This is a genomic window from Rufibacter sp. XAAS-G3-1, assembly GCF_013623775.1.
In the GTDB taxonomy this organism is placed as follows: domain Bacteria; phylum Bacteroidota; class Bacteroidia; order Cytophagales; family Hymenobacteraceae; genus Nibribacter.
This window is the reverse complement of record NZ_JABFAM010000013.1, coordinates 95,882-108,250: the sequence shown is the minus strand read 5'-3', so window position 1 is coordinate 108,250 and position 12,369 is coordinate 95,882. Positions and strand designations below refer to the sequence as shown.

The following is a 12,369-nucleotide window of genomic DNA, read 5'->3' as shown; positions in this document are numbered from 1 at the left end:
CGGAAAATACAGAGTTAAACACTTGCTTGCGGGATAAGATCAAGTGGACAGCAATGCAATTATTGCCCACCAAGCATTAAAAGCCTTAAAAACCACTAAATAATTGCACTTAAAGCACACGCAAGCCAGCAAGCCACTTACAAGAATCAGTACAGAATCATTGTAGAGATAAAATTACAGGCGCTTTTGCCGTATAAAACCTAACTAAGCTTATAAGAAGAACTTTTACGTTATGGAATTAAGGGAAGAAATTGTCCGGGAATTGAGAAACATTTTAGGAGACCTGGAAAAAAGCACCAGCTTTGCCGAAGCAGTAACCCCTACCATCCTGGCATCTTTCCAGGAAACCCACGAAGTGCTTCAGCACCTGCTGGAGACTTCTACTGAAGGAACCCAATCTCATCAGCGTTTCCTGTTCCTCACCAAAATGCTGGAACTAGCCGTTGAGGAAATTGAGGCAGGCGGCGTAGAAGATGGCCTTTGGTTCGGAAAAACCGTTATTACGTTCCTTTTAGACGGCACCTCCGCGAACTCTGTTCCGGTAGAGGCCGAAGAGCGTAGCTAAGCAGCAGAGAAGCAGTTTCTTTGTTTTCCTGCTTCGGCCTCACTCCTCTACCTAAACGGGAGCAACCATTTCGCACTTGTTTTTACCTGCTGCTGTGGGCAAGCAGGGTTCTTCTACGAAAGCCAGTTAAGCCAGACGTTTGCCGGTCTGCCTCAACTGGCTTTTTATTTGGGGGCAAACTCCCGGGCTGCCCCACTAACTCTCCCTAGAACAGGATGTAATCCGTACCTTTGGGCTGCTCTTTTAGCGTACGTCTGCCAACAGCTTTCCTGTTAAGCCACACCGGCGGCTCTCCCCGCTAGAAAAGCCCGTACCTTATTTTACCTACCATGAAAGCAAAGCTGCTTAGCTTCCTGTTCCTTTCTCTTCTTGGCTGCACCAACTGGAAAGGTGATGCCCTCCAAATGACCTCGTTCAAAGTTCTGGATCAGAAATCCTTTGAGATGTGTTTCAGCCAAGAGGTCTCCGGCATTTACACGCTAGTCATCAAAATGAAATCTGGGAAAGAGATCAAGAAGGCGGGCCGTTTGTTGGAAGAAGACCAGGCGTGTTTCACAGACCTGAAAATGCAACATAGCGTCTCTTCGTACACAACTGCCCAAAAACAGTTCTACGCAGACTCGCTGGTGAACGAAAACATAGCCTCTATTAAATGGACGGTCTCCAGAAGATACTATGAAGAACCCCTGGGCGAAGGAGAACTCCTGAACAACTGAGGCCAACGCTTTCACTACGGCTCTTTCCCAGAGTACCCTTCCGTTTTTACCCTGCTTTCACAAAAACTGCCCAAAAACGGAAGGCCAACGTAAGGTTGTTGCTTAAGAGCTTGTTTAAATTTCAGGTTTGCTGGCGAAAATTGTCAGAGAAAGGTTCTGCGGAAGGGTTTTTCTCGCCCCGTAGCAGCGCTACGGGGCGAGAAAAAGGCGAACGCAGGTTCTTTTTATGGCAATTTGCAGCGCAAAGATGAAATTTAAACATGCTCTAAAAAGCATTCTATTATCAGCAAAAGATCAGGTAGAGAATTCGCGCATCTCTTGTAAGAAATTTTGAGGTGATCAGACTAATATTCAGAGAAGTGACTACGCTGGTTTCGGCCATCAAAGCACATCTCTCTCTGCCCTATTCTGAACCCTTAAAAAGCCATGCCCTATGAACGTGCTCACCCTTCACCTTTCAGATTCTGTTAAAATAGAAGTAGACAACTCCTTCACCGGCCTGGAAACCATTAAATACAACGGCGAAATTGTCTCTGAGAAAAAGTCCCTGCTGGGCGAGAACCACCGGTTTGAGCGCGAGGAAAACGGAGAGACGGCGCAGTACGAGGTTAGAATCAGTATCAAGCACCTGACCCGGGTAGGAATTGACATTTACCGCAACAACAAAGTACTGCTGCTTAGCTAATTAATCAAGAGACAGGACGAGGGAGAAACCAACCCCTTCTAAGCTAATCTTATAGAAAAAAGGTTAATTGGAGGTGGTGGAATGGTCTCTTTATTTTAATTTAAGTAAAAAGCAAAAACGGCTCGTATAAAGGAGCGGAAACACAGGCATTGCGTGATTGCCCAATAGATATCTTGGCAGATGCGTTATATATCTGTTTAATTCTTTATCTTTAATCTAGTACTTCACTGTAAACGTTACTACCATGCCCGGAAAAACACCCACCAAAGAGAAAGCAAAAAAGGAACCCGCCAAAACCCTGAAAGAGAAAAGGGCTGAGAAACAGCAAAAAAGAGATTCTAAAAGAGATTAAGTTGCTTCCCTTCTAAAATACGAAGCCCCCAAGAAGACTGCCGCGGGTCAATCCCGCAGTAAAGGCCGTTTTCCCGGGGGCTTTTTGCTGGAGCAAACGCAGCGACTTTCCTTTCTCTACCAGAAGGAGTACTTTTGCAGACGCCGTAAACATATTCAACCTTTTATAGGTTACGTACTGCAAAGATTGCATAACCAAACAACCGACCAGCACTATGGAATTCACATCAGCCAGAACAGAAGACATACTCTTTGACGCCTGCCGCAAAGGAGACGTGGCAACCATACAAGAAATGCTCGCCCAGGGCGTAGACGTTAACGTTAAAAACGGACGGGGTTTTACTCCCTTGATCCTGGCTTCGTATGAAGGCCATTTAGAAGCCACTAAGGTTCTCCTTGACGCCGGCGCAGATATAAATATCCAGGACATGAGCGGCAACACCGCCTTAATGGGCCTCTGCTTTAAAGGCTACGCCGATATTGCCGAACTCCTGATTGCGCACGGGGCAGATTTGAACATCCAGAATTACAGCGGTGGCACCGCCCTTATGTTCGCCACCATGTTTGGCCGTCATGAACTTATGAAACTGGTGGCCCAGCACGGTGCCGATCAAACCATCAGAGACAGCCGCGGCCTAACCGCCCTGGAAATGGCCGACAAAATAGGCAATGAGGAAGCTCTCAAAGTGCTTCACCAAGGCAGCTAATCTTTCCACGCCAAAGACATTCAATGTAGCACTCAGGTATCCAAACGCGTTGGAAGCGGCATGCTCCTACCTCAAAGACCAATTGGTGATTGATGGACCACAGCCCCTTTGACGGCGAGAGAATTCGGGCAAAAACCGTGGGCGATGATCATATCAGGATGAAATGCCCACCGTGCAATGGATTAGCGTACAAGTTAGCCCCGGCAGTTTCTTTTTACCCCCACTATGTGTTTATTTGACAAAAGCCTGTTTAGGGGCTGTTTTCTAGAAAACAGCCCCTAAACAGGCTTTTGTTTAAGTAGCCGGACAAATAGAAGCTATCGTATTCTGCCCTCCTGGAAGGATCTTGTGAGCGAACTAGAAAGCGGTAAATCAATGCTATTGCCGTTCGCCACTGAGAGCTTGTCTACATTTGAGGTTTGCCAGCGAAAATGAAATGTAACCATGCTCTGAGATCCTTCCAGGAGGACAAGGAGAGGCGATAATTATCTCTATCAAATTACTTTTACGTCAGATTTCCAGTTTTGCCCCAAAATATTGGCTTCACGCAGAACTGCCGTTGAAAATACCCACATTTTGAGGTTGCCGCGTACAATATATTCGCCCCAAGCATGGACAGGCGCCTGCCTGCGGCAAAGCTTACGTTACCTGCCACCCCGTGACGGAAGGTAGATCTGCAGCCCTACCCCCAGAGACAGGCCTGTATTGCCAGAAGTACCAGAGCCTACGTCAATATTGGCTTTACTGCGAACCAAGTTCAGCGTTCCTTCCAAAGAAACGTTGGTCGCCACAAAGTGGGCATACCCTGCCCTTACGCCATACACGGTAGAAAAGAACCGGTCTCCCTCCACGTCTTCCAGGTTACTTCCGGCAAAACCAACCAGCGCCTCGCCAAACCAGCGGTGCGTAGGGGCCGCTCCTTCGGGGAAGTAGTACCTAATGAAGGGAGTTAACCCGTAGCTGAAAAACTCACCGCCGTCAAAGATTTGGGCGGCCAATTGCACCTGGGTACCAATAGCGGCATTGTCGCTGATGAAATACCCGGCCCGGGGCTCTATCTCAAACGTAAAAGTCTCTGATTTGAAGTTATGCCCAATAGAGCCGATACCGGCCCCAATCAGCCAATTCCCCTGCTGAATGGTGCTAGCTTCCACCGGGGCGGTACTTTGGGGGCGAGTGATGGTCTGCGCCATAGCACTACCTACTACAGCCATCACTAAAGAGAAAGTTAGTAGAGTTTTTTTCATGATTCTTCTATTTTAGTTGTACTTTTTATATTTTCAACGAGTCCCTTCTTAATTAGTTTCTATAATTATCACATTCTTGCATCTTGATTTTGAAAAAAGAAAGCAGTTGCGTTTTGTACTAATAGCAGAAACAACAGAGTAGATCAGGCTTGCTGGCAGTGAACTCCATGCAACCTTAAGAAAGATGGGGCTTATTTGGAAGGCGAACTCAGGACTTGTCTAGCTCACTACCCGCCCGTATTGCTGTTTCAAGTGGGTATCCTTACTGGAGGGGGTGCATCTACCGTGGATAGGCGCAGTTGGTGTTCCCAAGGAGAACTTATTACCTCCAAAGGCTTTTTGAATTCCCGAGTGAACGTTAACCAGGAAATAAACGCCTAAATAACCGTTTTGTGGGTAATGGTCTCCGTGATGGGAATGTTCTCCTGCTTTTTGCCAAGAATGAGACGGTTGCCCGAGTTATAGGAGAAGTAATTCCAGGCCCAACTCAGCATCACGGCCAGCCGGTTCCGGAAGCCCACAATGGAAACCAGGTGAATGAACATCCAGATAAGCCACGCAAAGAAGCCCTGCGATTTGATCTCTTTCTTGAATAGTTTCAGGTCGGCGACGGCTTTGTTGCGGCCAATGGTAGCCATGGTGCCCTGGTCTTGGTACTTGAATGGCTGCATGGGCTGTCCGGCGAAAAGCAGGCGCAGGTTTTTACCCAGCAAGTTGCCTTGCTGTAGGGCCGGTTGGGCCAGCATGGGGTGCCCCTGCGGATTTTCGGGGGTCACTATGGCAGCGATATCGCCAATGGCGAATACGTTTTCATAGCCCACCACGCGGCTGTACACGTCTACCTGCAGCCGGTTCCCCTTCAGAATACTTTCCGGCTTTAGTCCTTTCACCGGGTTTCCCGTCACCCCGGCGGCCCAGATGAGCGTGCGGGTAATTAGGGTTTCGCCGGTGTCCAAGGTAGCGGTGTAGCCGTCATACGATTTTACCCTTCGGTTCAACCAAACCTTCACTCCCATCTCCTCCAAAAACTGCAGTGATTTCTGCGAGGCTTCCTTAGACATGCCTTTCAGCAACTCGCCGCCGCTCTGGATCAGGTGGATGTCCATGGATTTGAAGTCCAGTTCGGGATAATCTTTGGGGAAAACGTGCTTGCGGAGTTCGCTCAGGGCCCCGGCCAGTTCTACGCCGGTGGCCCCGCCGCCCACAATCACGTAGTCCATAAGGCTGTTCAGTTGCTCGTGGTCGTCTAGTTGCAGGGAGTTCTCAAAGTTGCTGAGAATGATATTGCGGAGGCTGATGGCATCGTTTACGCTTTTCATGGGAACGGCCTTCTGCTCCATCTGCACATCTCCAAAGTAGTTGGAGGTAGCGCCTGTGGCGATGACCAGATAATCATACCGGATAAGGCCGATGTTGGTTTCCACCACCTGTTGCCCGGTGTCTACGCACTGCACTTCGGCCAGCCGGAAAAAGAAATTCTCCTGCCCGTCAAAAACCTTCCGGAACGGGTGAATAATGGATTCGGCGTCTATGGCGGCGGTGGCCACCTGGTACAGGAGCGGCTGAAAGGTGTGGTAGTTCTGCTTGTCAATGAGAATGACCTGCACATCGGCGTTTCTCAGGGACTTTACCAGTTCCAGCCCCGCAAAACCGCCGCCAATGATGACCACCTTCGGTTTACCGGTACTCGCAATTCTTGCATAGTTTGCCATGATCCTCTTTCAAGCGTAACAATCGCATACAAAGCGCATCAAAAGAAGCGCTACAAGCCAGACGGAAATTCAAGATCTGATGTTCCGCCCTCTTGCCGGTGGTTCCCGGCGAGCCTGGAGACTCGCTTCATCCCAAGTCACGAGACGGGAGTCTCGCGCCAGTTGTTTCTAAACCTGTGATATCTTGAAGACCTCACGGGTTTTCGCGTTTTAGGCCTCTTTTTCGCAAAACAGCCCTAAAACGCACCACCGGGCTGCTAGGCGTAACGCACACGCGTTTGGGAAGCGGACGAGGGCAGCATTCTTTTCATGGGTTACCCGCAATAAAACCCCTGCTGGCCTCTCTTACAACAAGAAACCGACAGGGGTTTTCATTCACCAATAAACTGGCTTTTAGCCGTAATCAAGGAAGCAGGCCAAGGTTAAGCTCCTCTCCTTTTAGACTCGGTCTGTAGTACTTTCAATTGATCCTGCGCGGCTTTCAGTCTGCTTTTGGCGGCTTTTTCTCTTTCTTCAGCGTCTTCGGTTTCCTGCTCGGCTCTTTCAGCTTCCGCTTTCAGGGTTTCCACTCGGCGTTGTTGCTCTGCCACAATTGGGTCACTGGACAGTCCGCCACTGTTAAACACCGAGCAACTAACCATCATTGGGAAAACCAGGAGCAGCACCGCCTGAGCAAGTTTTGTATGGGTTAGGGATTTCATAAGTTCTAACGTTTGATTTTTTAACTCTTACGGCAACAGATTAAAACTTGTTCAACACGCTACTCTACCCACCCATTTCCTTCTTTCCTGTGACCAGCAGGATAGCTTTTGCGGGGCTTTGGGGAAGCAAGGCTCAAATGCTTTTACTACCTGTCCTTACCTGGATGCTCCCAATACAAAAAAGCATTGCCGGTGAGGGCGAATTGAAACAAAGCGCTCCTGTTTTGGGGCTGTTTTCATGAAAACAGCCCCAAAACAGGAGCGCCATACCTCCACGGGTAAACTGTTCTTGCTACAACGCAGGATGGGTGTCTGCTCTTCTTCTCAGCGTTCTTACCTTGGTGGGGGACATTTCCTCTGGTCTGGAAAGCGCGCCCACTACCAAGCCCACCAGCCCCATGGCCAGAAACGTGTTCCGGGCTTTCATGTTTTGGGAGAAGCCGAACATCCAGGGGGCAGCCAATGCAAACACACTGGTGGCGAAATCAATGGCCAGGTGCGCCTTGTACGGCATTACCTGCACAGCGCCCCATTCAGCTTTGGTGACCAGCGCAGACACCAACGTACCGCCGGCAATAGCGCGGCAAAGGGTGGTTGCGGTTTCTTCTTCGGTAAAGCCCACTGTCTCAGGGGCTGAGGCCACAGCGGGAATATAGGCCACATCTGCAACGCCGTGCATGGGCCTGTCAATTGGTTGCCACATAATCTGATGGTTTTAGGTTAAAACAATGAAAGCTGAAATCAGCAGCCTTTCTTTCCAAATCTGTACGAGGGCACGGTTGGTTTGTTTTTACCCGGTACACTTCAACCTACATCCGTTTATGGCACTTCTTCCAGAAATAGAACTTAAATCGGCACAGTATTGAAACGCGCCCAAAGCTGGAACGCTCCCATAAAATTCAACAATCCTGTGATTTATCCTATTCTACTCAAACCTATTATCAGAAACAGCACTGACTTGAATATTCCTGAGGCACCTGCTTTAGACAACGCCTCCCTTCAAACACTGCTTTTCTAACTCAGGCCACCGGTTAAACTCCATTTCCGGGGATAAAACCTACCAACCTGGCAGTTGGGCACCCATTATAGGCAGACTTGATTCAGGAAAACACGCTGCCTGCGGCACGATCCCCCTCTTTGCAAGATAACTTCTGCCGGGTGCACGGCTGCATTCATTCCACTACCAAATTTCCGCAGCCGTTCCGTTGCCTTCCGCCCCTAAGCAGATATCCGCCTGAAAAGACAGCGTAGTACTGGAAAAGTAATGATATACTAACACAGAACACTCGCGGGAAGCGAGCGAGTAAAATCATTGCTTTTCTAGGACTACCAAGGACAACGTCTGCCCTCCGCTCATGTGTGCATTGGGCTTGTTTTATGGAAAGTGCCTTTAAACACAGGCTGCTCTTTTTTAAACCTACGCCCGGCTAACCCTTAGATCCAGGCGAAGCTGCATTATGATCCTTTCACTGAGGGTATCACTGATCAGCTTTAACTCTTCCTGGCTGTATTGGTAGAAGTCCAGACTGTTCATAAACTCAACAGCATCTGAACAGGCCACTAAATCTGACTTACAAATGATGTATAGTACATTCTCTAAGGGTATCTTTTTCTTCATACAAATAGGGTTGTATTGCTGATATAGTCATTCAAATTAGCACTTTCTAATTCAGAAACAAATCAAACTATGTCATTATCAGGCATATACAGTATTTAACGCAAGCTTTTAAGGATTTGTAACATATTCTTTCAGGACGCCCAACCAAGCGAAATATGTATTATTCAAACGAGTTGTAAGGGTGGCCTAATGACAGCACAGAGCAGCGAATACGCTCCACAGAACTGAAAGCGGGCAAACGCTTCTTATCCTTTTTAAGCTAGAAAAATAAGAAAAACAACATTCTTGTTTTTAAACCCAACAGAACGGGAACACGCCTACGGCTGCCTCTTTCTCGCCTGTTTTTTGAAAACCGGGCGAGAAACGCAGAACGGTCTACCCGGCATCTGGCAGTCAGTATTTACGCCAACATCTCCCACAAGCACACGTAAGCGTTTATTACCTCTGTACCTCAACTGGTTAGGAAAATACAACGGCACTCAGGCAGCCATTTGGGTTCCTGTTTTAGGGCCAGAATTGAGAAAAGGAGACCAAAACGCGCGTCAACAGGACGTCTTATAAGAACTATTCTATGGAAAGAAGAGAACATGCTGCGTCTACGTATCATCTACAGGAACTAGGTGACAGCAAATATGAAGTAGCCAAAGGCGAGGCCGACATCAGGGGCTGGAAGGTGGCCGATGCACAGGGAAACCTGGTGGGCAAGGTGAAGGAACTCCTCTGCGACGCGGGGGCGCTGAAGGTGCGGTATCTGATTGTGGATCTGGAAGGCAACCTGCTGGATCTGGAACCGCGCGATATCCTGATCCCCATCGGCTTGGCCGAACTGCACGAAGCCGATGACGTGGTCACGGTCTCCAACCTCTCGGTGGACAAGTTACAGGCGCTTCCGGGGTATGAAACCAACAAATTGAGCCAGGAAACGGAGAGAATGGTGCAGCGCATTTTTGTGGGAGACCACGTACACGGCACCACCCCATCCCCTGCCAGACAGCCCGGCAACCCCGACTATTATGGTCAGGAACAGTTCAACCAAAACAATCTTTACCGTAACCGGAAGGCCAAAAACGTCATCGGGCTGTTTGCCGATGCCGGAAGCGCGCAGCGCGTCACCCAGGAATTGCTGAACAGCGGTTTCCCGAAAGATAGTATGGAGGTAGCCCTCCGGCACACGTCAGACACCCAGGAAGGTTATTCCTCCTCCAACTTTGAGCGCTTCTTTCATTCGCTCTTCGCCACGCCCCAAGAGGCAAGTCTGCACCTGGGCAAAATGCAGAACAGCAATGCCCTGGTTGTCGTGCACGCGTACTCCCAGGACGAAGCAAACCGCGCCGCCCAGCTTCTGGACTCGCACCGGGCCTCTGAACTGGACATTCAGGTAGAACAGACCTCTGGCTCCAACATTCCTCCTGCGCAAAGCTACCCAACCAATTCTACTTCCATCCCGGTGATGGAGGAACAGGTTCACCTTGGCAAACAGCAGGTTGAAACCGGAAGAACCCGCGTACACAGCCACATGGTGGAACAGCCCGCGGAAGAGCACCTGCGCCTTCGCGAAGAGCACATCCAGATTGAACGCGTGCCCATTGACCGCTCTGCCGCCGCCGCCCATTTTAACAGTTTCCAGGCAGGCACTATAGAACTGAAAGAGTTTGCCGAAGTTCCTGTTATCTCTAAAGCGGCGCACGTGGTTGAAGAGATTACCATTGGCAAAGACGTGGAGGTTCACGAAGAAATCATCCATGCGACCGCCCGCAAAACAGAGATCCAGATAGATGACCTCCGGAACGACTCTGCAAGAAACACTCCTCCTACCACGTCCTCGTCCCCTCTCTGATATTCTTCCTTAAGCCAGGCATGGGGCAACCCTACACGTACACGCCCAGCCCCATGCCCGGCTTTTTTGGCATAAGAAAACAGACCGCCTTGGCATTTCAGGCGGCTTTTCCAGAAAATAACCTTTTTAGCAGCTTTCGGAAGGAACCAGCCCACTCCTCATGACGGTGTTAACTCACGGGGGGTGCACCTCCTACCTGTCATCCTGATTGCGTGGGAACCCTTGAAACAAGTCATGGAGACAAGCCATCCTACAGGATTTAGTCTGGGGAGGTAGTTCTCACTTGTACTGGCTTTAATCCAAACATTCCTTAATAACTACTTATAATTAAAGACTTACACTCCTTATCCCCTTCTTAGCAGATTATAATTTAATTATTCCACTATATACAACTTACACAGTTTACTATTTGTCAAACACAGTTTATTATTTGTCAAATTATTTTGAATAACAACTACTTATAGAAAACATATTACCTAAAACTTTGTTTATGCGCAATTGCCAAGCAGATCTCAAAATAACAAGAATACAATTTTTTTTAAAAATTTTTAGAAACCTCACCCTTTCTAACCCGTTTACTTATGCAAAGAGAAAGCCAAATGGATCAGACAAGAAATTTTGAGGGCAATTCATACCCAGCCGGTAACTCCCCGCAGCAGAACACAGCCAACTCTGGGTCACCGCAATCTATGACCATACCGGTTATTGAGGAGCGTGTGCACTTAGACAAGCAAGTGGTAGAGAAAGGGAGTGTGCGCATTATCAAGTCGGTGACGGAGCAGGAGGTGCCGGTAAATATTCCGCTGATCCAGGAGGAGCATGACATTCAACGGGTACCCATCAATGAATACGTAGACACACCGCCGCCGCCCGTCCGGTACGAAGGCGATACCATGATTATTCCCATTGTGCAGGAAGTGATGGTGGTGCAGAAACGGCTCATGGTGGTAGAAGAACTGCACATCACCAAAAACAGAGTGCAAACCCATGACGTGCAGCAGGTGAGCCTCAGAAAAGAAGAGATACGGGTAGAACGCATCTCTCCTGACCAGGCTCCCCAAAGCTAGTTTTCAATCAATTTTCAATAATAACACCTTTTAACAATCATTCACTAACACACATTAAAACTATGGCACAGACAGTAATCGGGATTTTCGATAGTTTAGCAGAAGCCCAGCAAGCAGTAAGAGAATTAAGAAACATGGGGCTCAGCGACAACAACATTGACGTTTCCAGCGCAAGTTCTTCCGGTTCTACTACCGGCACGTCATACGGAAGCGGCACCACCGGAGCTTACGGCGGAAGCGGTACCACCGGAGCGTATGGGGGTTCTTCCACCAACCATGACAACAACGACGGCATTGGCGGATTCTTCCGGTCATTGTTCAGCGATGACGATGAAAGCGCCACCACCTATTCTAACGTGGCCCGCCACTCAGACTGCATTGTCACCGTGCATGCCCAGTCAGATGAAGAGGCCCGCAGGGCAGCCATGATCCTGGATCAATACGGTTCTGTTGACGTAGACCAACGCGCTACCGAGTATGGCTACCGTTCCGGAGGTTCTTACACCGGCGGCACAGACACCACCTATGCCGGCGGCGCCGATTCCACCTACGACGGCTCTACCACCAACACCGCCCTAACGGATACCACCTCAGACTACAATGACACTACCCGTTCAGATGCTACCTCTATTCCAATCATTGAGGAAAACCTGGAAGTAGGCAAGCGCGAGATTGAAACCGGCGGCACCCGCCTGCGCAGCAGAATCGTAGAACGCCCCGTAGAAGAGCACCTGCGCCTGCGCTCAGAACACGTGCGGGTAGAACGCCATGCGGTTGACCGTCCGGCAACTGAGGCTGATTTCGCCGGATTCAGAGAAGGAGAAATTGAGATGACAGAGCATGCCGAGGTACCGGTAGTGAACAAAGAAGCCCGGGTGGTAGAAGAAGTGTCCTTAGGCAAAGAAGTAGAAGAACGCGATGAAGTAATCAGAGAAACCCTACGCTCTACTGAGGTAGACGTTGAAAACCTGAATACGGGTACCACCGGTACCGGCACCACGAATACAACGGGTACTGGCTATGGCACCGGTACTACCGGCAGCACGGGTACTGGTTTAGGCACAGACCTGGACAATGACCGTACCACCGCTATCTAATTATTTTTGAATGAAAGCATTGAGGCGGCTATTCTTGGTAGGGTAGCCGCCTTTATACTGCCTTCT

The 12,369-nt window shown here is 49.2% G+C and carries 12 protein-coding genes; 7 read left to right on the top strand and 5 right to left on the bottom strand.

The features are described 5' to 3' along the window. The first annotated feature begins 232 nt into the window (after positions 1–232). The 4 genes from HHO50_RS15540 to HHO50_RS15525 all read left to right on the top strand — a co-directional run bounded on the left by HHO50_RS15540 (position 233) and on the right by HHO50_RS15525 (position 3,024). Positions 233–565, top strand: a complete 333-nt coding sequence (locus tag HHO50_RS15540) for a hypothetical protein (protein ID WP_181307112.1) — start codon at positions 233–235, stop codon at positions 563–565. A gap of 329 nt (positions 566–894) precedes the next feature. After that, a complete protein-coding gene (locus HHO50_RS15535) occupies positions 895–1,281 on the top strand; it encodes a hypothetical protein (protein ID WP_181307110.1) in 387 nt (128 codons plus the stop codon). A 433-nt stretch (positions 1,282–1,714) separates the two neighbouring features. Continuing rightward, positions 1,715–1,966, top strand: a complete 252-nt coding sequence (locus tag HHO50_RS15530) for a hypothetical protein (RefSeq protein ID WP_181307108.1) — start codon at positions 1,715–1,717, stop codon at positions 1,964–1,966. Between the two features lie 566 nt (positions 1,967–2,532). Beyond that, positions 2,533–3,024, top strand: coding sequence for an ankyrin repeat domain-containing protein (locus HHO50_RS15525; RefSeq protein WP_181307106.1), 492 nt, complete (start codon positions 2,533–2,535; stop codon positions 3,022–3,024). A 644-nt stretch (positions 3,025–3,668) separates the two neighbouring features. Here HHO50_RS15525 and HHO50_RS15520 read toward each other — a convergent pair. From HHO50_RS15520 to HHO50_RS15500, 5 genes are all read right to left on the bottom strand, one after another. Beyond that, entirely contained in the window at positions 3,669–4,271 is a 603-nt protein-coding gene (locus HHO50_RS15520) for a hypothetical protein (protein ID WP_181307104.1), read from the bottom strand. Between the two features lie 377 nt (positions 4,272–4,648). Continuing rightward, a complete protein-coding gene (locus HHO50_RS15515; RefSeq protein ID WP_181307102.1) occupies positions 4,649–5,983 on the bottom strand; it encodes an NAD(P)/FAD-dependent oxidoreductase in 1,335 nt (444 codons plus the stop codon). Positions 5,984–6,405: 422 nt separating this feature from the next. Further along, positions 6,406–6,684 carry a hypothetical protein gene (locus tag HHO50_RS15510; protein ID WP_181307100.1) on the bottom strand — a complete coding sequence of 93 codons (279 nt, stop codon included), beginning with the start codon at positions 6,682–6,684 and terminating at the stop codon, positions 6,406–6,408. Positions 6,685–6,976: 292 nt separating this feature from the next. Continuing rightward, positions 6,977–7,387 (bottom strand): hypothetical protein, encoded by a 411-nt coding sequence (locus HHO50_RS15505; RefSeq protein WP_181307098.1) that lies wholly within the window; start codon positions 7,385–7,387, stop codon positions 6,977–6,979. Positions 7,388–8,101: 714 nt separating this feature from the next. Beyond that, positions 8,102–8,302 (bottom strand): hypothetical protein, encoded by a 201-nt coding sequence (locus HHO50_RS15500; protein WP_181307096.1) that lies wholly within the window; start codon positions 8,300–8,302, stop codon positions 8,102–8,104. 571 nt (positions 8,303–8,873) lie between these two features. Here HHO50_RS15500 and HHO50_RS15495 point away from each other — a divergent pair. The 3 genes from HHO50_RS15495 (at position 8,874) to HHO50_RS15485 (ending at position 12,303) form a co-directional block, all read left to right on the top strand. Then, positions 8,874–10,139 (top strand): DUF2382 domain-containing protein, encoded by a 1,266-nt coding sequence (locus HHO50_RS15495; RefSeq protein ID WP_181307094.1) that lies wholly within the window; start codon positions 8,874–8,876, stop codon positions 10,137–10,139. A 599-nt stretch (positions 10,140–10,738) separates the two neighbouring features. Then, complete coding sequence (locus tag HHO50_RS15490) at positions 10,739–11,206, top strand: YsnF/AvaK domain-containing protein (protein WP_255478770.1); 468 nt, start codon at positions 10,739–10,741, stop codon at positions 11,204–11,206. A gap of 62 nt (positions 11,207–11,268) precedes the next feature. Next, the gene (locus tag HHO50_RS15485) at positions 11,269–12,303 is read left to right on the top strand and encodes a YsnF/AvaK domain-containing protein (protein ID WP_181307092.1); all 1,035 of its coding nucleotides are present in this window, start codon (positions 11,269–11,271) and stop codon (positions 12,301–12,303) included. The last annotated feature ends 66 nt before the right edge of the window (positions 12,304–12,369 follow it).